This is a genomic window from Pseudarthrobacter sp. NPDC059871 (assembly GCF_042731175.1).
GTDB lineage: Bacteria > Actinomycetota > Actinomycetes > Actinomycetales > Micrococcaceae > Arthrobacter.
In genome coordinates this window covers 171,516-193,143 of record NZ_JBHWJV010000007.1, presented here as the reverse complement: position 1 = coordinate 193,143, position 21,628 = coordinate 171,516, and the positions used below count along the sequence as shown (strand labels likewise).

Annotated in this window: 18 protein-coding genes; 15 read left to right on the top strand and 3 right to left on the bottom strand. The window is 65.0% G+C overall.

Features of this window, described 5'->3' with window-relative positions; all coding sequences use genetic code 11:
* Positions 1-94 precede the first annotated feature (94 nt).
* The 6 genes from ACFV4R_RS11570 (at position 95) to pdxS (ending at position 8,351) form a co-directional block, all read left to right on the top strand.
* Entirely contained in the window at positions 95-442 is a 348-nt protein-coding gene (locus ACFV4R_RS11570; protein ID WP_377204208.1) for a DUF6504 family protein, read from the top strand.
* The gene (locus ACFV4R_RS11565) at positions 439-3,924 is read left to right on the top strand and encodes a DNA polymerase III subunit alpha (RefSeq protein ID WP_377204209.1); all 3,486 of its coding nucleotides are present in this window, start codon (positions 439-441) and stop codon (positions 3,922-3,924) included. Before ACFV4R_RS11570 ends, ACFV4R_RS11565 begins: the two co-directional genes overlap by 4 nt.
* Positions 3,925-4,052: 128 nt before the next feature.
* Positions 4,053-6,062 carry a threonine--tRNA ligase gene (thrS, locus tag ACFV4R_RS11560; protein WP_377204210.1) on the top strand — a complete coding sequence of 670 codons (2,010 nt, stop codon included), beginning with the start codon at positions 4,053-4,055 and terminating at the stop codon, positions 6,060-6,062.
* 16 nt (positions 6,063-6,078) lie between these two features.
* Positions 6,079-6,666 (top strand): HIT family protein, encoded by a 588-nt coding sequence (locus tag ACFV4R_RS11555; protein WP_377204211.1) that lies wholly within the window; start codon positions 6,079-6,081, stop codon positions 6,664-6,666.
* Positions 6,656-7,285 (top strand): phosphatidylinositol phosphate synthase, encoded by a 630-nt coding sequence (gene pgsA, locus ACFV4R_RS11550; protein ID WP_377204212.1) that lies wholly within the window; start codon positions 6,656-6,658, stop codon positions 7,283-7,285. The genes ACFV4R_RS11555 and pgsA overlap by 11 nt, the downstream gene beginning before the upstream one ends.
* A gap of 139 nt (positions 7,286-7,424) precedes the next feature.
* The gene (gene pdxS / locus ACFV4R_RS11545) at positions 7,425-8,351 is read left to right on the top strand and encodes a pyridoxal 5'-phosphate synthase lyase subunit PdxS (RefSeq protein ID WP_091720513.1); all 927 of its coding nucleotides are present in this window, start codon (positions 7,425-7,427) and stop codon (positions 8,349-8,351) included.
* 77 nt (positions 8,352-8,428) lie between these two features.
* Here the strand turns inward: pdxS and ACFV4R_RS11540 are convergent, their stop codons facing one another.
* The gene (locus tag ACFV4R_RS11540) at positions 8,429-10,441 is read right to left on the bottom strand and encodes a M3 family metallopeptidase (protein WP_377203515.1); all 2,013 of its coding nucleotides are present in this window, start codon (positions 10,439-10,441) and stop codon (positions 8,429-8,431) included.
* Positions 10,442-10,525: 84 nt separating this feature from the next.
* Here ACFV4R_RS11540 and ACFV4R_RS11535 point away from each other — a divergent pair, with 84 nt between their 5' ends.
* Positions 10,526-11,839 carry a CapA family protein gene (locus ACFV4R_RS11535; RefSeq protein WP_377203516.1) on the top strand — a complete coding sequence of 438 codons (1,314 nt, stop codon included), beginning with the start codon at positions 10,526-10,528 and terminating at the stop codon, positions 11,837-11,839.
* 59 nt (positions 11,840-11,898) lie between these two features.
* On the opposite strand, the gene ACFV4R_RS11530 is transcribed toward ACFV4R_RS11535, so the two are convergent.
* Both ACFV4R_RS11530 and ACFV4R_RS11525 read right to left on the bottom strand, forming a co-directional pair.
* Entirely contained in the window at positions 11,899-12,663 is a 765-nt protein-coding gene (locus ACFV4R_RS11530; protein ID WP_377203517.1) for a type 1 glutamine amidotransferase, read from the bottom strand.
* Positions 12,660-13,952, bottom strand: coding sequence for a MurT ligase domain-containing protein (locus ACFV4R_RS11525; RefSeq protein WP_377203518.1), 1,293 nt, complete (start codon positions 13,950-13,952; stop codon positions 12,660-12,662). Before ACFV4R_RS11525 ends, ACFV4R_RS11530 begins: the two co-directional genes overlap by 4 nt.
* Before the next feature lie 90 nt (positions 13,953-14,042).
* Here ACFV4R_RS11525 and pdxT point away from each other — a divergent pair, with 90 nt between their 5' ends.
* From pdxT to secF, 8 genes are all read left to right on the top strand, one after another.
* Positions 14,043-14,753 carry a pyridoxal 5'-phosphate synthase glutaminase subunit PdxT gene (gene pdxT / locus ACFV4R_RS11520; RefSeq protein ID WP_377203519.1) on the top strand — a complete coding sequence of 237 codons (711 nt, stop codon included), beginning with the start codon at positions 14,043-14,045 and terminating at the stop codon, positions 14,751-14,753.
* Positions 14,754-14,756: 3 nt separating this feature from the next.
* Positions 14,757-15,512 carry a YebC/PmpR family DNA-binding transcriptional regulator gene (locus tag ACFV4R_RS11515; protein WP_091720500.1) on the top strand — a complete coding sequence of 252 codons (756 nt, stop codon included), beginning with the start codon at positions 14,757-14,759 and terminating at the stop codon, positions 15,510-15,512.
* A gap of 65 nt (positions 15,513-15,577) precedes the next feature.
* Complete coding sequence (gene ruvC, locus ACFV4R_RS11510; protein ID WP_091720497.1) at positions 15,578-16,156, top strand: crossover junction endodeoxyribonuclease RuvC; 579 nt, start codon at positions 15,578-15,580, stop codon at positions 16,154-16,156.
* A 100-nt stretch (positions 16,157-16,256) separates the two neighbouring features.
* Positions 16,257-16,898 carry a Holliday junction branch migration protein RuvA gene (gene ruvA, locus ACFV4R_RS11505; RefSeq protein ID WP_377203520.1) on the top strand — a complete coding sequence of 214 codons (642 nt, stop codon included), beginning with the start codon at positions 16,257-16,259 and terminating at the stop codon, positions 16,896-16,898.
* Positions 16,891-17,976 carry a Holliday junction branch migration DNA helicase RuvB gene (gene ruvB, locus ACFV4R_RS11500; RefSeq protein WP_045732529.1) on the top strand — a complete coding sequence of 362 codons (1,086 nt, stop codon included), beginning with the start codon at positions 16,891-16,893 and terminating at the stop codon, positions 17,974-17,976. The genes ruvA and ruvB overlap by 8 nt, the downstream gene beginning before the upstream one ends.
* A 208-nt stretch (positions 17,977-18,184) precedes the next feature.
* Positions 18,185-18,625, top strand: a complete 441-nt coding sequence (gene yajC / locus ACFV4R_RS11495) for a preprotein translocase subunit YajC (RefSeq protein ID WP_377203521.1) — start codon at positions 18,185-18,187, stop codon at positions 18,623-18,625.
* A 93-nt stretch (positions 18,626-18,718) separates the two neighbouring features.
* Positions 18,719-20,476 (top strand): protein translocase subunit SecD, encoded by a 1,758-nt coding sequence (secD, locus tag ACFV4R_RS11490; protein ID WP_377203522.1) that lies wholly within the window; start codon positions 18,719-18,721, stop codon positions 20,474-20,476.
* Complete coding sequence (gene secF / locus ACFV4R_RS11485) at positions 20,476-21,492, top strand: protein translocase subunit SecF (protein WP_377203523.1); 1,017 nt, start codon at positions 20,476-20,478, stop codon at positions 21,490-21,492. Before secD ends, secF begins: the two co-directional genes overlap by 1 nt.
* The last annotated feature ends 136 nt before the right edge of the window (positions 21,493-21,628 follow it).

The window sequence follows — 21,628 nt, the reverse complement described above, 5'->3', positions numbered from 1 at the left end:
TGCATTGGGTGGAGCCGGGCGTAGACTGGAGTTATTCGAACACATATTCGAATCTTTTCCCCAGTTTGCAGTACCAGCCAGTCCCGGAGGCGCCATGGGCATGTTCAGCGAATCAGTTGATGTTGCCTGCACTCCGGACGGCCTTCCCCAGAGCCTTGTATGGGCGGGGCGTACCTATGACATCTGCGCCGAGCCCCTCCGATGGTTCGAACGCAGGCAATGGTGGGCTGAGGAAAGCAGGGTACCGCTGGGAAGCGGACCCGGGATGGTGGACCACGAAATCTGGCGGATCCAGGTCCTGCCCCAGGCTTTGCCGGGTCACCGGCCCGGCAGCGAAAGCCAACCCATGGAACCACTCACTCTCGACCTCACCCGGCACATCGGCAGCGGCAGGTGGCGGCTGCTGCGCATCCACGACGCCCTTCGACCCAGAACAGCATGAGTTTCACGCACCTGCATGTCTCCACCGCCTTCAGCGCACACTATGGAGTCTCCTGGCCGGAGGAATTGGCCCAGGCCGCCGCTGACGACGGCGCCTCCGCGCTGGCCTGCACGGACCGCGACGGGCTATACGGCACCATTAAGCACCTCAAGGCCTGCATGGCCGCGGGGATAGACCCCATCGTAGGGGTGGACCTTGCAGTGCTGGACGACGACGGCGATCGCCGCACCGAGATCGCTGGACGGGTTGTGGTGCTAGCCAAGGGGCACAACAACGGTGCCGGCTACCGGGCGCTGTGCCGGCTCATCTCAGATGCCCACGCCAGGACGTCAGGCAAGGCGGGGGGTACGGTGCCCGTCGCCGTTACCCGGGCAGAGCTGGCCTCAAGGACCCTCGACCCCCAAACACTCAAACCAGTCCTGGTGGTCCTCATTGGGCCGGACTCCGACGTTGGGCGTGCCATGGGCGGTAGGCGGTACCTGCGTCCGCGCACCCTGTTCAAGCAATGGCTCGATGCCATGCCCACAGGGACAGTGGTGGCAGAGATTGTTTCCCAGCTCAGCGCTCCCGGGTCACCCCTGAGCACCGCCCACGCAGTAAGGATGCTCCGGCTCGCCGAAGAACACCGTGTTCCTGCGGTCCTCACCAATGCGGTCAGGTACTGCGGAGCGGACGGAGCGCCCACAGCTGACGTCCTCGACTCCGCACGCACGCTCAAATCCCTCCCCGAACTGGCCGGCGAACCCCTCCTGCAGCCCACCGGCCAGGGATGGCTGAAAACCTCAGGCCACATGCGCCGGCTTGCCCAGGAAGTCATTTCCGCGGCAGGCTACGGCGCCGCAGACCTCACTCAGCTCCTTGCGCAGACTGAGGCGCTCGCCGATGCCTGCCGGATCGATCCTGCCAGTGACATGGGGTGGAAGCAGCCGGTAGTTCCGGAAGCGTCCATCATCGGGATCGACCAGGACCCCGCCCAGGAACTGGTCCAGCGGTGCCATGCCGGAATCTCCAAGCGCTTCCCGGGGATTTCCGGTACAGCTGAGCAAACCATGCTCACCAGGCTTGAGCACGAGCTGAGGATCATCCGCAACCTCAACTTCTCCTCCTACTTCCTGACGGTGGCTGAAGTCTCCCGGATGATCCAGGACATGGGAGTCCGCGCCGCAGCCAGGGGCTCGGGGGCATCCAGCCTGGTCAACTACCTGATTGACGTCAGCCAGGTAAATCCGCTGCAGCATGACCTGATCTTTGAGCGCTTCCTGTCCCAGGACAGGGCCACCCTGCCGGACATCGACATCGACGTTGAAAGCGCCGAACGCCACAACGTCTACCGCAAAATCTTTGAACGGTTCGGAGCTGAGCGGGTCACGCTGATGAGCATGCAGAACGGATACCGGGCCAGGGGAGCAGTACGCGACGCCGGCCTGGCCCTGGGCATGGACGGCGACGAGGTGGGGGAGATCGCCAAGCAGCTGTGGCGCTTCTCCGCAGGGAAATTCCGGGAAGCGCTCCAGGAAAAACCTGAACTGCGCGAATTCGCCGGCCGTGTGGAACAACGGGACACAGACGGCAACCAGCAACTGGATCTCCTGGTGGACCTGACCGAGCGCCTTGACCGGCTGCCCCGCCATATCTCCATGCACCCCTGCGGAGTGATCCTGGGTGACGCCACCCTGCTGGACCGCACCCCAATCCAGCCCAGCGGGTTGGGGCTGCCCATGAGCCAGTTCGACAAACATGACATGGATCCCATGGGAATGCTGAAACTCGATGTCCTCGGCGTCAGGATGCAGAGCGCCATGGCGTTTGCCGTCCGTGAAATCATCCGGATCCATCCCTCCAAGAGCGACGTTGTGGCAGCCGGGCACCATGCTCCCGGTCCGGAAGGGGCCGGCCCTGACTACATTGCCGCCAACGGTCGGATCGATCTCAACGCTGTTCCGCTGGACGACGAAGCCACGTTCGAACTCATCAGGAGTACCCATACCCTCGGATGTTTCCAGATCGAATCTCCCGGCCAGCGGGAACTGATCGGGAAAATGGCACCCCGGGAATTTAACGACCTCATCATCGATATCTCCCTGTTCCGGCCGGGGCCCATGAAATCAGACATGGTCCGTCCCTTCCTGGAGCACCGGCACGGCTTCGCTCCCGAGGTATATCCCCACCCGGACCTCAAGCCGGTACTCGCCGAGACCCACGGGGTCACGGTGTTCCATGAGCAGATCCTCAAGACCTTCGACGTCATGACCCACTGCGGGCTTGCCCGTGCCGACGAGTTCCGCCGTGCCCTGGGCAATGAAAACCGCGAACCCGCTGTGGAGGAGTTCTTCCGCAAGGCGGCACGCGCCGAAGGGTATGCCCCTGAGGTGGTGGACAAAGTATGGGGAACCCTGAAGGCCTTTGGAAGCTTCGGGTTCTGCAAGGCCCACGGCGCTGCCTTTGCCGTCCCCACGTACCAGTCGGCCTGGCTCAAAACGCACCACCCGGAGGCTTTCCTGGCGGGGCTGTGGGAACACGACCCCGGCATGTACCCCAAACGGTTGCTGGTCGCTGAAGCACGGCGTTTGGGTATCCCCATCCTTCCGCTGGACATCAACCGGAGCAAGGACGAATACCGGGTGGAACGGATCCTCTCCGGAGCCGATTCCGGAAAGCTGGGGATACGGCTCAGCCTGAAAGGTATTTACGGGCTTTCGGGAACGGAACTGAAAAGGATCGTCGCCGGTCAGCCTTTTGACTCGCTCGCGGATCTTCGGTCGCGTTCCAGGATCAGCAAGCCCAGCATCAAGCGGCTTGCCCAGCTTGGCGCGTTCGACTCCCTCCACCGGGAGGCGGGAGGAACTGCCAACCGGGCTGACCTCGTACAGCACCTGCAACAACTCCAGGTCGCAGGAAGCCGGAAGGGCACTGACGTGGTGGAAGGGCAGCTGTCCTTCCCGCTGGGCGATATCGAGTTGCGCAACGTCAAACCCGGGCTGCCCCAACCGACCCTGGTGGAAACCGTCCGGGCTGAACTTGACCTGATGGCTGTGGATGTCAGCACCCACCTGATGGACAGCCACCGCCCAATCCTGGAAAGGCTGGGCGTCACCACGGCCGACAAGTTGCTGGGACTGCGGAACGGAACCGAAGTGCTGGTGGCCGGCGTCCGGGTAGCCACCCAGACGCCACCGATGCGTGGGGGCCGGCGGGTGGTGTTCATCAGCATCGACGACGGTACCGGCTGCATCGATTCAGTGTTCTTCCATGAAGCCCAGGAAAGTGCCGGTCCGCTCCTGTTCGGAACCCGGATGCTGCTGATCCGGGGCACCACCCGCAGGACCGGTCCGAGGGGAATCAGCCTGAGCGCCAGCATGGCCTGGGACCTCGGCAGGCCCGAAACGCTGCCGTTCCCGCAGTCGGAAACTTCCTTTCAGGACGTGGCGCACCCGCTGGACGGCATTGCCAGGAGCCTTGCCATCACCGGTTTCAACGGCTGACCCCGGCTGTCCCGCTGCCGTGTGCCGCGTTGGTCGGCCCTCCGCCGAACCGATAGCATTGACGGTGGCTGGCTGTGGTCCCCGTACGCCGCAAGCTATGAAGCCTCAACTTTGAATAGGAGACACCCGTGTCAGATGCCCAGCAGATCACCCTTCTCGTCGATGGCGAAGAGACCAAGGTGACTACCGGGACAACCGGTGCGGAACTCTTCTTTGAGCGCCGCGATGTTGTCGTGGCCCGCGTTAATGGCGAACTCAAGGACCTGGACCAGGAACTGCCCGAAGGTGCCGAGGTTGAAGGCGTCACCATCGAATCCCCGGACGGACTGAACGTCCTGCGCCACTCCACCGCCCACGTCATGGCCCAGGCCGTCCAGCAGCTGCGCCCCGACGCCAAGCTCGGCATCGGCCCGTACATCACCGATGGCTTCTACTTCGACTTCGACGTCGCTGAACCGTTCACCCCCGAGGACCTCAAAACCCTCGAGAAGATGATGCAGAAGATCATCAACCAGAACCAGAAGTTTGTCCGCCGCGTTGTCAGCGAGGACCAAGCCCGCGAAGCCATGAAGAACGAGCCCTACAAGCTTGAGCTGCTGGGCAAGAAGAACGAAGCCGCCGAGGCAGGCGAAGGCATAAATGTCGAGGTCGGCGCCGGCGACATCACCATCTACGACAACGTTGAGCGCAAGGAAGGCACCACGGTCTGGTGCGACCTCTGCCGTGGCCCGCACCTGCCCAACACCAAGCTCATTTCCAACGCCTTCGCCCTGACCCGTTCATCTTCCGCCTACTGGCTGGGCAACCAGAAGAACCAGCAGCTGCAGCGTATCTACGGCACCGCCTGGCCCACCAAGGACGCCCTCAAGGCCTACCAGGAACGCATCGCCGAGGCTGAACGCCGCGACCACCGCAAGCTCGGTTCCGAGCTGGACCTTTTCTCCTTCCCGGATGAGCTGGGCTCGGGCCTTCCCGTGTTCCACCCCAAGGGCGGCATCATCCGGAAGGAGATGGAGGACTACTCCCGCCAGCGGCATGTGGAGGCCGGCTACGAGTTCGTCTACACCCCGCACATCACCAAGGGCCACCTGTACGAAGTTTCCGGTCACCTGGACTGGTACAAGGAGGGCATGTTCCCGGCGATGCACGTCGACGCCGAGCTCAATGAGGACGGCACCGTCCGCAAGCCCGGCCAGGACTACTACCTGAAGCCGATGAACTGTCCCATGCACAACCTGATCTTCCGGTCGCGGGGCCGCTCCTACCGCGAACTTCCGCTTCGCCTCTTTGAGTTCGGGTCTGTCTACCGGTACGAGAAGTCCGGCGTGGTCCACGGCCTGACCCGCGTCCGTGGCATGACACAGGACGACGCCCACATCTACTGCACCCGCGAGCAGATGAAGGACGAGCTCACCAAGACGCTTACCTTCGTCCTGGACCTCCTCAAGGACTACGGCCTCAACGACTTCTACCTGGAACTGTCCACCAAGGACCCGGAGAAGTATGTCGGCGAGGACGCTGCGTGGGAGGAAGCCACCCGCACCCTGGCCGAAGTGGCCCAGGAATCCGGACTGGATCTCGTGCCGGATCCGGGTGGAGCCGCGTTCTACGGCCCCAAGATCTCCGTTCAGGCCAAGGACGCCCTGGGCCGCACCTGGCAGATGTCCACTATCCAGCTGGACTTCAACCTGCCCGAACGCTTCGAACTCGAGTTCCAGGCCGCAGACGGCAGCCGTCAGCGTCCCGTGATGATCCACCGTGCACTTTTCGGCTCGGTGGAGCGGTTCATGGGCGTCCTCACCGAACACTACGCCGGTGCCTTCCCGGCATGGCTGGCACCCGTCCAGGTGGTGGGCATCCCGGTGGCCGAAACCTTCAACGAGTACATGTTCGACGTCGTCGACCAGCTCAAGGCGGCCGGTATCCGTGCCGAGGTGGACACCTCTTCGGACCGTTTCCCTAAGAAGATCCGCACGGCCAGCAAGGATAAGATCCCGTTCGTGCTGATCGCCGGCGGAGACGACGCCGAAGCCGGCGCGGTTTCCTTCCGGTTCCGTGACGGCAGCCAGGACAACGGCGTGCCGGTGGCAGAGGCAGTCAAGCGGATCACCGAAGCCGTCCGTAACCGGACCAGCTAGCGAACGGAACAGCACCGTGGAGGAGAACACAGGCGCCGGGTATCCAGGGGATGCCGGTGTAACCGACGACTTTGCCCTGGCCGGTGTCCCGGACGCTTTCCAGCGCCTGTGGACTCCGCACCGGATGGCCTATATCAAGGGCGGGCAGCACCAGTTCAAGAACGAGAATGACTGCCCGTTCTGCGTGGGCCCGGGCCGAACCGATGAGGACGCCCTCATCGTGTACCGGGGGAAAACCTGCTACGTCGTGCTGAATCTCTTTCCGTACAACCCCGGGCACCTGCTGGTCTGCCCGTACCGGCATGTCCCGGACTACACGGACCTGACGCTGGAGGAAACTGCCGAATTCGCCGACCTGACCCAGACGGCGATGCGCGTCCTGCGCAAGGTGTCCAACCCGGGCGGATTCAACCTGGGCATGAACCAGGGTGTGGTGGGCGGCGCCGGTATCGCCGCCCACCTGCACCAGCACATCGTTCCGCGCTGGGGCGGCGACGGGAACTTCTTCCCCATCATTGCCCAGACCAAGGCCATCACGCAGACCCTCGATGAGGTCCGGCAGATGGTGGCCGACGCCTGGCCCGGGGAGACTGATGCTGAATAGGCACGCCCGTGGCTTCTTCACTGCGCTTTTCACCCCGCTGGCCCGCTGGCTGCTTCGCCTGGGTGTCTCGCCCGACGCCGTAACAATCATCGGAACCGCTGGCGTCGCGTTGGGCGCCCTGGTGTTCTATCCCCTCGGGCAACTGTTCTGGGGCACGGTCTTCATTACGGCCTTCATCTTTTCCGATGTCCTGGACGGCATCATGGCCCGCATGCAGGACGTCAAGAGCCGCTGGGGCAACTTCCTGGACTCCACCCTGGACCGCGTCGCGGACGGTGCGCTGTTCGCCGGGCTGGCGGTGTGGTTCTTCACGGAAGGGCAAAATACTGCCATCGCCGTGGCGGCCATGGTCTGCCTGGTCCTGGGCATGGTGGTCTCATATGCCCGGGCCAAAGCCGAATCCCTTGGATACACGGCAAATGTCGGCATCGCGGAGCGGGCCGAGCGGCTCGTCTCCGTCTTGGTGGTCACTGGGCTCACCGGGCTGGGCCTGCCGCCGGTGGTGCTCCTCGTGACGCTGGTGCTGCTGGCGCTGGCGAGCTTCACGACGATCGTCCAGCGTGTTTCTTCGGTCCGCCGGCAGGCCCTGGCACAACCGCTTCCCGCGGACGAAACGTAATTGCCGCGGCTGGGCGCCGGGGGACTACTATAAGGATTGCCCGGTCAATGGACCCGGCAATCCGTGTGTGTACAGTCCGGCATCAGCATGCCCGCCTGCACACCCGGCGAAGATCGTCTATCTACCCATAGGGGTTTTTGTGTCTACACCAGATGTAAGCAACGAGGCCGGTTCGTCCGCGAACAGCGTCACGGGCAGCAACCGCGTGAAGCGCGGCATGGCTGAGATGCTCAAGGGCGGCGTCATCATGGACGTCGTCAACGTTGAACAGGCCCGCATCGCCGAAGACGCCGGTGCTGTTGCCGTCATGGCCCTGGAACGCGTTCCGGCCGATATCCGCGCCCAGGGCGGCGTGTCGCGCATGTCCGATCCGGACATGATCGACGCCATCATCGATGCCGTGTCCATTCCGGTCATGGCTAAGGCCCGCATCGGCCACTTCGTCGAGGCCCAGGTTCTGCAGTCCCTCGGCGTGGACTACATTGACGAGTCCGAGGTCCTCACCCCGGCCGACTACGTCAACCACATCGACAAGTGGAACTTCAAGGTTCCCTTCGTTTGCGGCGCCACCAACCTTGGTGAGGCCCTGCGCCGCATCAACGAAGGCGCGGCAATGATCCGGTCCAAAGGTGAAGCAGGCACCGGCGACGTTTCCAACGCCACCGGCCACATGCGTCAGATCCGCGCCGAGATCGCCAAGCTCGCTGCCCTGCCCGAGGACGAACTGTACGTCGCGGCCAAGGAACTGCAGGCCCCGTACGAACTGGTCAAGGAAGTTGCCGCTGCTGGCAAGCTCCCCGTGGTGCTGTTCACCGCCGGCGGCATCGCCACCCCGGCCGACGCCGCCATGATGATGCAGCTCGGCGCCGACGGCGTCTTCGTTGGCTCCGGTATCTTCAAGTCCGGCAACCCCGCCCAGCGCGCGGCAGCCGTCGTGAAGGCCACCACCTTCTTCGATGACCCCGATGTCATCGCCAAGGCCTCCCGCGGCCTCGGCGAAGCCATGGTGGGCATCAACGTCGACGAGATCCCCCAGCCGCACCGCCTCGCAGAGCGCGGCTGGTAAGCAAAACTTCCGGCAACGGACGACGGCGGCGGGTCACCTTCGTGGGTGACCCGCCGCCGTCGCCCGTTAAGAGGTTCCTACTCCAGGCCGCGGCGCTTCAGCAGAGGCTCCAGTTTGGCGTCGCGGCCCCTGAGGATCCGGAAGGACTCCAGTGGGTCGCGGCTGTTGCCCCGAGAGAGCAGTTCCCGCCGAAACCGGTCGCCATTGGCCCTGGTGAGGCCGCCGTTCTCCGAGAACCAGTCCACCGTCTCGGCATCCAGGACCTCACTCCAGATGTAGGAGTAATAGCCGGCGGCGTAGCCCGCGCCGGCAAAAATATGCTGGAAGTAGCCGGTCCGGTACCGCGGCGGAATGAGCGCGTGCGTGATGCCCGCCGCCGCTAGGGACTTCGCCTCAAACGCGAGCGCGTCATCCGGGACGGCATCCTGCTCCAGCACGTGCCACGCCAAGTCCAGCAAGGCCGCGCCCAGATACTCGGTGGTCGCAAACCCCTCGCCCCAAAGCCTGGACGCCTCCAGCCGGTCCACAACATGCTGCGGCAGCGGTTCGCCGGTGGCGTGGTGGCGGGCGTAGTTCGCGAGGACCTCCGGCCACATGATCCACATTTCATTGACCTGCGAAGGGAACTCCACGAAGTCTCGGGGGACAGCAGTCCCGGAGAACCGCGGGTAGGTGACATCGGAAAAGAGCCCGTGCAGCGCGTGGCCGAACTCGTGGAAGACCGTCCGCACCTCGTCCAGTGTCAGGAGGGTTGGTTCACCGGGTGCGGGTTTGGTGATGTTGAGCGTGTTCATCACCACGGGCCTGGTGCCCAGCAAGGCGTTCTGGTCCACCAGCGAGTTCATCCATGCGCCGCCCCGTTTGGAGTCGCGGGAATAGTAGTCACCGAGGAACAGCCCCAGCCCGCCGCCGTCGGAATCCTTGACCTCCCAGACCCGCACGTCGGGGTGGTAGCCGGCCAGGTCTTCCCGCTCATGGAAGCTGATTCCGTAGAGGGATCCGGCCGCGAAGAAGACACCGTCCCGCAGCACACGCTCCAGCTCAAAGTAGGGGCGGAGGGCCTGCTCGTCCACGCTGTACTTCTCCCGGCGGACTTTCGCCGAGTAGTAGGCCCAGTCCCACGGTTCCAGGGCGTGTCCGGCGGACTCGGCAAGGGCGGACGCTTCACGGTCTGCGTTTCGGACGGCGGCGGGGGCCATGCGGTTCAGCATGGACTGTACCGCCCCGAAGTCGGGCGCCGTCTGGCGGTCTGCCACCAGTTCCGCGTAATTCGCAAAGCCCAGCAGCGTGGCCTTCTCTGCACGAAGCCGGGCCATGGACCTGGCCAGGTCCAGGACATCCAGGGGGCCGCCGCTGCTGCCCCGTGCGACGGACGCTTCGAACAGCCGACGGCGGACGGCCCGGTCCGTGAGTGAGGCAAGGGCAGGCTGGTTGCTTGGCTGGATAAGCCCCAGCAGGAACTTTCCCTCATGTCCTGCTGCCCGGGCCGCTTCAGCTGCGGCGGCGACGTCGTCGGCGGGCAAACCGTCAAGTTCTTCCACATCATCGACAAGGAGCGCCGCGGACTTCATCCCCTCTTTAACCCGCTGGCCGAACTCCGTGCCCAGCCGGGAGAGCTCTGCGTTCACTGCCCTGAGCCGGTCCTGTCCGGCGGGATCGAGTTGGATACCTGTTTGCCGGAACTCCTTCAGGTACTCATCCACCAGCCTGACCGACTCGGGATCGCATGCAGAGGTGTCGATGCTCCGGAAACGCTCATACAGGTCAAGGTTCAGGAAGAGCTCATCCTGGTGGGCCGAAAACCGGGGCGAGAACTTCGTTTCCAATTCCCTGATCTCCGGGGAAGCATCCGCCGAGACCAGGGTAAAGAAGGAGGCGGCTGCACGGTCCAGCAACCGCCCTGACTGTTCCATCGCCACTGCGGTGTTCTCGAAGGTGGGTACCTCCGGATTCTGCACAATGCGGTCAATTTCAGCGAGGTGCTCAGACAGGCCCGCTTCGATGGCCTCGGCGTAATGGGCGGCCTCGATGCGGGCGAAGGGCGGGAGCCCGTACGGCAGGGAGCTGGGAGCCAGCAGGGGGTTAGTCATGATGAAAACCTTTCACATGAGGGCACGCTTCTCAATGCGGCCAAATGCCCGTGCCGACGGCTGGCCATTCCTAGACTTGGCGGTATGGGGAAAAGTGCCGGGAGGGCTTCTGCGCGCGCCCGCGCGGGTGCCGGGCTGCAGCGGTGGATGCGCGCTGTGTCGGTGGCAGGCATGCTGCTCGTTGCTGGTCCGCTCGCCGGGTGCGGTCTTGTGGCGCAAGGGGCCGGCGCCGGTGAGTCAGCCGCCGGGTCCACCAAGAGCCCACACCCCGGAATGCCGTCCGCTATAGCCGCGGCTTCCGGTGCCCCGCCAACCCCCGCACCTTCGCCCACGCCGGGCAAGGGCCCGCGGTGCCCGGTGCTGCGCTGCGCGTCGGTGGTGGTCACCGGCGGCATGCTGGTCCACACCGGCATCTGGCAGGAAGCACAGCAGGATGCCGCTGCGGCCGGGAAGCCGGGCGTGGATTTCCTGCCGATGCTGGAGGGGCAACGGCGCTACCTGGAAAGGGCTGACCTGGCCATCTGCCACCAGGGGACCCCTGTGGCAAAACCGGACGGGCCGTTTGCTGGCCACCCCTCGTTCAACGTCCCGCCACAGATCGTCACCGCTGCAAAGGCCGCGGGCTACCAGGCCTGCACCACCGCAGGCCACCACATTTTTGACCGCAGTACCGACGGACTCCTGCGGACCGTGGATGCCCTGGATGCGGCCGGCCTTAAACACACCGGTTCCTACCGCACCGCCACAGAGTCCCAACAGATCCTCATCCTGCCGGCTCCTGCTGCAAAGGTGGCTGTCATCGAGGCAACTTTCGGCCTTAACGGGAAGACCCCGGAATACCCGTGGCAGGTGGACGTGGTGGACTCCAGCACCATGATTGCCAAGGCCAGGAAGGCGCGGATGCTCGGCGCCGACGTCGTGATTGGTGCCGTGCACGCAGGGGACGGCAACGGCGGGCACCCCGGTGCCCCGGGCGCCCAACAAACGGAGGCAGCCCGGGCGCTGGCGGACAGCGGGCAGTTCAATCTGGTCTACGGCCATTCCGCGTCGGTGCTGCCCATCGAAAACTACAAGGGCACCTGGATCGCCTACGGACTGGGCAGCGGGATCACGGAACTTTCTCCTACGCATCCAGCCAAAAGCGAGGGCCTGCTGGTCCGGGCGCAGTTCGGCCAGGACGCCGCCGGAACCTGGAGCGTTACGGACCTGGCGTGGGCGCCGACCCTCATGCTCGGGAATCCCTACCGGTGGTGTTCGGTGGCCGCAGATGCGCCGCAGGGCCCCTGCGCCGGGGCACCGGCCGACGACGCCACCCGGCAGCGGACCGTTGAAGTGGTGAACTCCATGGGCGCCGCAACTGCCGGCGCCCACGAACTCCTCATCACCCTCGAACCCTGACGGCCGTTATGAAGCGGCGGCCACCACGACGCTAGGGGAAAAGCCCCTAACCCGGGGGATCAGCGCGGCCGGCGTGCCGCGTGGTCCCGCGCGAGTTCCGCGTACCGGTCATCCGGGAGGCCCGGTTCGAAGGCTCCAAACTTGCGTTCAGCAGCTGTGCGGATCAGGAAATCCGCGATGGCCGGGTTCTTCGGAAGCAGCGAGCCATGCAGGTAACTGGCCACAATGTTGCGGTAGCGGGCGCCTTCGTGGCCGTCGCTGCTGTTGTTGCCGGTTCCCTTCGCCACGGTGCCAAGCGGGCGGACCCCGCCCCCCAGGGTGGTCTGGCCGCTGTGGTTCTCGTAGCCCAGCACCTCACCGAATTCGGACGTGGATACCTTGACGTTGCCGATCAGGCGCTCATCCGTGCCATGAGTTTCGACGTCAAGGATGCCGATTCCCGGAATCACCGAGCCCGTCCTGGTCTTGAAGAACCGGCCAAAGAGCTGGTACAGGCCGCAGATCACCAGCATTGGCGTGCCGTCCTCGGCAAGCTCTTTGAGGGAATCCGCCCGGGCCTGCAGGTCGTCCTGGATGACCAGCTGCCCGCTGTCCTGGCCGCCGCCACCCACAATGATGTCCACATCGTCAGGGAAGGGGTCGCCCACGTTGTACTCCAGCAGTTCGGGCGTGTACCCGTGCCACCGGATCCGCTGCTGCAGCACCAGGGCGTTGCCCCAGTCGCCGTAGATGTTCATGTCGCGCGGGTAGAGCTGGACCACCCTGAGGATGCCCTTGCCGCCGGCGGCTGAAGGACCGGACGTGCCCGGAGTTTCCTGGCTCAAGAGACAACCTCCACAGTGGTGATCTTCGACAGTTCCCGGCGGATGGCGAGCATGGCCGTATAGGTACAGAAAATGCGCTTGGGCTGACCCTTCGCCCCCCGGATAAATGCGGCGAGGGCCGGCGCGATATCAGGTTCCACGGCACCGATGCGGACGTCGTCATACTGCAGGCGCAACGCCATGTCGTAGGCACGGGAACCCGTCAGCTGGTCTACGCCTCCGGCCCGCAGGGAATCGAACTCCACGTCCCACAGCCAGGACATATCCCGGCCGTCGGCATAGTTGTCGTTGATGGCGATCATGGTGGCGTACCCGCCTGCAGGGAAGGACTTCAGGCCCAGGCGGAATCCGCTGGGGTTCTTCACCAGCACCAGGTCAAGGGGCTGGCCTTCCACGGTGAGGCTCTCGCCGCGGCCAAAGGCTGGCGCTACCTGGGACAGCGCCTCCAGCAGGGTTTCGTGGTTGGTATCCGCCGCGGCTCCGCCGCAAATGGCCCGCGCAAGGGTCAGCGCAGCGGCCGCGTTGAAGATGTTGTACACCCCGCGGAGCTTCATCGCGGTACTGACGGTCCCGCCGTCGTACTCGAACTCGGCGGTGTCCGCGCCCACTTTGCGGAGCACGACGTCGGCCGCGGGCTTTTCCGGGAGGCCCGCCGGTGCGGGGCTGCCGGGAGCGGCGCGCATATCGTCGTCGTTGGGGAACGTACCCAGCAGCGAGTCGTCCAGGCCGAAATACCGGACCTCCTGGCCCGTGAGGGTTTCCGCGATCCTGGCCACCCTCGGGTCTTCGCGGTTCAGCACCACGGTCCCGGTGGTTTTGGCGGCGATGTGCCGCAGGAGCTGGGCTGTCTTGTCGATCTCGCCGAACCGGTCCAGCTGGTCGCGGAGGACGTTCAGGAGCAGGCAGTACTTCGGCGGCACGCTGTTCACGAAGTGCACGGCGTGTGCCTCGTCGAGTTCCAGGACCGCGACGTCGGCGTCCAGCCGCCCGCGCCAGTCAACCTCGCCGAGCAGGGCAGCGGCTACGCCGCGGGTGAAGTTGCTGCCAGTGCGGTTCGTAAAGACCTTGAGGCCCTGGCTTTCCAGCAGCTCCACCACCATCTTGGTGGTGGTGGTCTTCCCGTTCGTGCCGCTGACCACTGCCACGCCGTGGGGCAACGTGGTGAGTGTCCGCCGCATGAAACCGGGGTCGATTTTTTCGACGACGAGCCCTGGAAGCGCGGACCCGCCTCCTCGAAGCCGGGATACCCGGCGCACCAGTTTGCCAAGCGGAACAGTGTAAAAGGGCATTGTTCGAATATATCCCAGCCACGGCATGGAACTGCCGGAGTATGACCCGCCCGGCCGGGTGGGCAGCAGCGGTGCCCGTATGCTGGGACGATGACAAATTCCCTTTCCGCCGATCCCGCACGCGTGGGCTCGGGCCTTCGGATCGGCGTCCTGGCGCTCCAGGGCGACTTCCGCGAGCACCTCCGTGCCGCCGTGGATTCCGGCGCCGAGGGGGTCAGCGTCCGGCGTCCCCAGGAACTCGAGGGCCTGGATGGGCTCATCATCCCCGGCGGCGAGTCGACGGCCATTGACAAGCTCGCTCGGGCCTTCGGGCTCGCCGAGCCGCTGCGTGAACGCATCGCCGGCGGGCTTCCGGTCTACGGTTCCTGCGCTGGCATGATCCTGCTGGCCTCGGACATTGCGGACCCCGCAACGGACCTTTCAGGTGCCCCCCAGCAGACATTCGGCGGGCTGGACATGACCGTCCGCCGCAACGCCTTCGGACGCCAGCGCGAGTCGTTCGAAACGGACCTGGATTTCAAGGGCCTGGAGTTCAGCGCCGCCGACTCCGGTGTGGCTCCGGTCCACGCCGTCTTCATCCGCGGACCGTGGGTGGAGCGTGTAGGGCCCGGCGTGGAAATCCTGGCGCAGGTTGAACCGGCCGATCCGGAACATGCGTCCCACACCGCCGGGCTGCCCGGGGCCGCTAGAATTGTCGCAGTGCGTTCCGGCCGGCTGCTGGCCACCTCCTTCCATCCGGAAGTGACCGGGGAGAAACGCATACACGAACTTTTTATCCGCATGATCAGAGGAGAAGCGTAAAGCATGTCAGGCCACTCCAAATGGGCGACGACCAAGCACAAAAAGGCGATCATTGACAGCCGCCGCGCAAAGTCCTTCGCCAAGCTGATCAAGAACATCGAAGTTGCTGCCCGCATGGGCGGACCGGACCTGGCCGGCAACCCCGGCCTTGAACTGGCGGTCACCAAGGCGAAGAAGACTTCGGTCCCCAACGACAACATCGACCGCGCCATCAAGCGCGGCGCCGGACTCACCGGCGAAGTGGTGGACTACACCGAAATCATGTACGAAGCCCGCGGCCCGCAGGGTTCGGCCCTGCTGATCGAGTGCCTCACCGACAACAAGAACCGCGCGGCATCCGAGGTACGCCTCGCCATCTCCCGCAACGGCGGCACCATCGCCGATCCCGGTTCCGTCAGCTACCTGTTCAACCGCAAGGGTGTGGTGAACCTGCCCAAGAACGGCCTGGCCGAAGACGACGTCCTCATGGCAGTCCTGGACGCCGGCGCCGAAGAGGTCAAGGACAACGGCGAATCCTTCGAGATCCACTCCGAGCCGGGCGACCTTCCGGCCATCCGCGAAGCCCTCAAGGACGCCGGCATCGAGTACGACACCGATGAAGTGGAGTTCGTTCCTTCCATGCAGGTGGGGCTGGACGTCGACGGAGCGCGGAAGTTCATGAAGCTGGCCGACGCCCTCGAGGAGCTCGACGACGTACAGAACGTCTACAGCAACGCCGATTTCAGCGACGAGGTCCAGGCCGCCCTGGAATCAGAGTGACCGGCGGCTTTGCCAGCTGACCTGCGCCCGCCGCAGCACATCCCCTCGCGCCACAGTCCATCCCCATGACGCTCCGTGTCCTGGGCGTGGACCCCGGCCTGACCCGCTGCGGCATCGGGGTGGTGGACGTCGAGCGGAACCGGCGGGCCACCATGGTGGCCGTCGGCGTCGTCGGAACCTCGCCCGACGAATCCCTGGACCAGCGGCTGCTCGTAATCGCCCTTGCCATCGACGAATGGCTGGACCGCTACGAGCCCCAGGTGCTCGCCGTCGAACGCGTCTTTTCGCAGCTGAACGTCAGCACCGTGATGGGTGTGGCGCAGGCGTCCGGCGTGGTGATTGCAGCGGCAGCGCGGCGGGGGATCCCGGTGGCGCTCCATACGCCGTCGGAGGTCAAGGCCGCCGTCACGGGCAGCGGCACGTCGAACAAGGACGCTGTGACCAAGCTGGTCACCAAGATCCTCCGCCTCGACGCGCCGCCCCGCCCGGCCGATGCCGCGGACGCCCTGGCACTGGCCATCACGCACGCCTGGCGGGCCGGAAGCGGGGCCTCGGTTGCCACTACCGGTCCGGGCAGTTCGGCCCTGACACCGGCCCAGCGGGCGTGGGCCGAGGCCGAAGCGAAGGCGCGCCGCGCACGCTGAATGTCCCTGCAGCTTGCTAGGGTATTCGTAAATATGTTCGGATAACCGGGCTCCGCCTCTTGCCAGGCGGCACGCCCGCAGCACAAGCAGGAGCCAGGCCTTGATCAGTTTCCTCCGCGGAACCGTAGCGCACGTAGGCCTGTCCACGGCCGTCATCGACTTGAACGGTGCGGGCATGAGCGTCTACGCCACCCCCCAGACCCTCAGCAGGCTCCACGTGGGCGAAGAGGGAAAGGTCTTCACGTCCCTGATCGTCCGCGAAGACTCGATGACGCTGTTTGGTTTTGCGGACGACGACGAACGTGAGGTTTTCGAGGTCCTGCTGAGTGTGAGCGGCGTGGGTCCGCGCCTCGCACTGGCCGTTTTGGCGGTCCATGATCCTGAGGCAATCCGTGTTGCAGCGCATACCGGCGACAACAAGACCTTCACCAAGGTTCCCGGGATCGGTCCGAAGGTGGCGGGGCGGATTGTCCTTGAGCTGGCCGGCAAGCTCGTGCCGCACGGCACGGCTCCAGCTGCCGCCACCACCGCGGCGGAGGCCAGCTGGAAGCCGCAGGTGGTCGCCGCCATGACCAGCCTGGGCTGGTCCGAAAAGGACGCGTCGTCGAGCATCGACAAGGCACTGGCGGACGAGCCCGAAGTTTCCTTCCGCGGCAACGTCCCGGAGATCCTCCGGACCACCCTCCGCTGGCTCGGCCAGGACGGCGCGCGGGCGGGCAACCGGGTAGGCAGCCGTGGCTGAACCGTCACTGGTGGCAGCGGGGGAGGAGCCTGAGGAACGCGCCATCGAAGCAGCCCTCCGCCCCAAGAACCTGGACGACTTCGTAGGCCAGCACCGCGTGCGGAAGCAGTTGTCGCTGGTCCTGAAGGCGTCCCGCATGCGCGGCCGCAGCGCCGACCACGTGCTCTTTTCGGGTCCGCCGGGTCTCGGTAAGACCACCCTTGCCATGATTGTGGCGGCGGAGATGAACGCCCCGTTGCGCATCAGCAGCGGCCCTGCCATCCAGCACGCCGGAGACCTCGCCGCCATCCTGTCCTCGCTGTCCGAGGGTGAAGTTCTCTTCCTCGACGAAATCCACCGCATGTCCAGGCCGGCCGAAGAAATGCTCTACATGGCCATGGAGGATTTCCGTGTGGACATTGTGGTGGGCAAGGGCGCGGGCGCAACTGCCATACCGCTGGAACTTCCCCCCTTTACGCTGGTGGGTGCCACCACCCGGGCCGGGCTGCTGCCCGGCCCGCTGCGGGACCGCTTCGGTTTCACGGGCCACCTGGAGTTCTACTCGGTTCCGGAGCTCGAACTTGTGCTGCGGCGCTCCGCCGGCCTGCTGGACCTGAAGGTCAATTCAGCCGGCTTCAGCGAGATCGCCGGCCGGTCCCGTGGAACGCCCCGCATCGCCAACCGGCTGCTGCGCCGGGTGCGCGACTGGGCCCTGGTCCACGGCGTGGACCAGATCGATGCCCGGTCCGCGTCGGCCGCGCTGGATATGTATGAAGTGGACAAGAAGGGGCTCGACCGGCTGGACCGTTCCGTCCTCGAGGCGCTTATCACCAAGTTCGGCGGAGGGCCCGTGGGGCTTTCCACGCTTGCCATTGCCGTCGGCGAAGAAACCGAAACTGTGGAGACGGTCGCGGAGCCTTTCCTCGTCCGCGAAGGGCTCCTGGGCCGCACCCCGCGGGGGCGCATTGCCATGGCCCCGGCCTGGACACACCTGGGCTATGCCATCCCTGCAGGCGTGTTCGGCCAGGAGCAGCTGGATCTTTTTGACCGCGAAACGGGTGCCGAGGTCACGGGGGACTGGGCCCCGGAGAGCCAATAACAGGCTCCCTCCAGCTTTTCCGCTTAGACTGGTATGACGCTCGGCACGTTCGGGTCTTTGTTGTGCGCATGGCCTGTCGGCCGCGCCGCCGGTGCAGGAGGTCCGTCACGGATCGGCTTCCATGACTGTTCCGCCCGGCACAGACAAAGTCCGGCGCTGCCGGTAAACCAGCCAGGTACCACAAAGGACGGAATTCCCCTTGGATCCAATGTCAATTCTCCTGTTCGTCATGCTCGGCGTATTCATCTTCATGATGTTCCGCCGGAACAAGAAGACGCAGCAGCAGCAGGCGGAGCTCCAGTCGAAGTTCGGCCCGGGCGTCGATGTCATGACCAGCTTCGGCCTCTTCGGCCGGATCGTGGACATCGATGAGGCCGAAAACAAGGTCACCCTGGAACTCTCCCCGGGCAACCTGGCCACCGTGCACCGGCAGTCCGTCACCAAGGTGATGGAGCCGGCCGTTGCGCCGGAAGCCGCTGCTCCCGCTGTACCGGATGATGCTTCGTCCCTGACCGCTCCGGAGGCGGCGGGCACAACAGCTGGCACCACGGCTGCGCCGGCGACTGCCGCTGAGACCACCGCGTTCCCGGCTGAGACCCCGGACGAAACCCTGAAGCGCCTCAACGATGAGGGCAAGAAGGACAGCTAGTCCTTCCGGCACCTTAACCCCTCTACCGCTGCGGACAACCGCCGGTGCACATGCGCACCGGCGGTTCCTCCGTGAATAAGAGAAAGATCGACAATGGCACGAACTGGCCCCAAGAAGCCCGGCCTCAGGGTCCTGGTCTGGCTGGGCGTAATCATCGCCGCGTTGACCGCCGTCCTGGCCGCCGGCACCGTCGCCGGGCAGGCAAGCTGGTCGCCCAAGCTGGCACTTGACCTCGAAGGCGGTACCCAGATGATCCTGGCGCCGAAGGTTGAGGGCGGTTCTGACATCAACGAAGAACAGCTGAACCAGGCCGTGGCGATTATCCGCCAGCGCGTTGACGGCTCCGGCGTGGCCGAAGCGGAAATCAGCACGCAGTCGGGCCGCAACGTGGTGGTGAGCCTCCCGGGCACGCCGTCCACTGCCACCCGCGACCTCATCCAGGCGTCCGCGGACATGAACTTCCGCCCCGTACTCCTGAACGGAGCCGGCGCTGTTGTTCCGGAGGAGTCCCGGGCACCTGAGGATCAGCTGCCCAAGCCAACGGCGGCGCCCGCCAACAGCAGCGACATCAACTGGATCACGCCGGAAATCTACCGCGAGTTCGAGGCCCTGGACTGTGACAACGCCTCGGCCGAGAAGGCCGAGCGTTCTGATCCGACCAAGCCGCTGGTCACGTGTGAGCCGGCAACGGACACCAGCCCGGCCATCAAGTACATCCTCGGGCCGGTCGAGGTGAAGGGCAGCAACATCGTCACTTCCTCGTTCCAGCTGCAGCAGGGCGCCCAGGGCGCCGTCACCAACGACTGGGCAGTCAACATCCAGTTCAACGAGGAAGGCACAGCGAAGTTCAAGGAGGTCACCGAGCGCCTTAACCAGTTCTACGTGGCCGCCGGCGGCGAATCGGGCAACGACCCCAAGGCACAGTTCGCCATCGTCCTGGACGATCAGGTCATTTCCGCTCCGCGTTCACTGGCTGTCATCACGGATGGCCGTCCGCAGATTACGGGCGGCTTCACCGAGCAGACAGCCAAGGCACTGTCGGACCAGCTGCGCTTCGGCGCCCTGCCCATCAGCTTCGAGATCCAGAGCGAACAGCAGATCTCGGCGACCCTGGGTGGCGAGCAGCTGCGCATGGGCCTGTTGGCAGGCCTCATCGGGCTGCTCCTGGTGGTGGTCTACTCGCTCTTCCAGTACCGGGCCCTTGGCTTCGTGACCATCGCCTCGCTGGTGGTGGCAGGCGTCCTGACGTACCTGGCTATCGCGATCCTGGGGTGGACGGAAAACTACCGTTTGTCCCTGGCCGGTGTTGCGGGCATCATCGTGGCCATCGGCCAGACGGCTGACTCGTTCATCGTCTACTTCGAACGTATCCGCGATGAGCTGCGCGAAGGACGCGGCCTGGTTTCCGCTGTCGAGAACGGCTGGAAACGGGCCAAGCGCACCGTGCTGGCCTCCAAGGCCGTCAACCTGCTGGCTGCGCTTGTCCTCTACTTCGTCGCAGTGGGCAACGTACGGGGCTTCGCCTTCACGCTTGGCCTGACCGCCATCGCCGACCTCATCGTGGTCTTCATGTTCACCCACCCGACGCTGCAGCTGCTGGCGCGGACGCGCTTCTTCGGCGAAGGCCACCGGTTCTCCGGGCTTGACCCCAAGCGCCTCGGCGCCGTACCGCTGTATCGCGGTGCCGGCCGTATCCGGACCCCCGAAGACCGTCCGGCCAACGTCCGTGCCAAGAACGCGGGAGCCGCCGCGGAGGCGGAACGCAGGATGACCATTGCCGAACGGCGGCTGGCGGAGAAGCAGGAACAGCTCGCCGGTTCCTCGAAGACCGCCGCGAAGGAGAACAAGTAATGTCAGGCTTCGCCAATTTCGGCAATGAGCTCTACACCGGGAAGCGCTCCTACGAATTCGTGGGATCCAAGAAAATCTGGTTCCTCATCGCGCTGGTGGGTGTGGCGCTGTCCATCATCATCCCGGTGGCCAAGGGCGGGTTTAACCTGGGCATCGAGTTCCGGGGCGGCTCGGAATTCACCGTCTCCAACGTCAAGACCACTGACTCCACCGTGGGGGAGAAGGCGGTCACGGACGTTGTGGCCGGCAGCATTCCGCGTGTGGCCAATGTGGCCGGAACCACCATGCGCATCCAGACGGACAAGCTCACGGACGACGAGACGCTCCGCATCAAGGAGGGCCTGCACACCGCCTACGGTGTCACCGAGAACGAAGTTACCTCCACGTTCGTGGGACCCACCTGGGGTGCCGATGTCACCAAGCAGGCCCTGATCGGCCTGGTGGTGTTCGTCCTCCTGGCGGCCGTGCTGATGGCACTGTACTTCCGAACATGGAAGATGTCCGTTTCGGCCCTCGCCGGCATGCTGGTCACCATGTTCATCACCGCCGGGGTCTATGCCCTCAGCGACTTTGAAGTGACACCGTCCGCCATCATCGGGTTCCTGACGGTGCTCAGCTACTCCCTGTACGACACCGTGGTGGTCTTCGACAAGATCCGTGAGAATACGGCGGAGATTGACTCCTCAACCCGCCGCACGTTCGCTGAAGAAGTCAACCTTGCCGTGAACCAGACGCTGGTGCGTTCCATCAACACCATGATGGTGGCGATCCTCCCGGTGGGCGCCATCCTGTTCATCGGTGCCGGCCTGCTGGGCGCGGGAACATTGCGTGACCTGTCCCTGGCACTGTTCGTAGGAATCCTGATCGGTACGGCGGCCACCATCTTCGTGGCGGCGCCGATGTACGCCTGGCTGCGCCAAAATGAACCGGACCTGGTCAAGCAGGCCCGGCGCGTGGAGCAGCGGCGCAGCAGCACCGCCGAGCGCAATGCTCCAGCGGAGCCTGCGCAGGCCTGATTGTCGTAATGGGCGCCGGTCCGCCGGTGTTCCCGGCCACGGGCCGGACAGTGTGGAAATCACGCTGTCCGGCCCGTGGTCGTTTAAGCGTCCCGGTTATAAATCTCTGCTACCTGAGGAATAGACTGAGGTAATT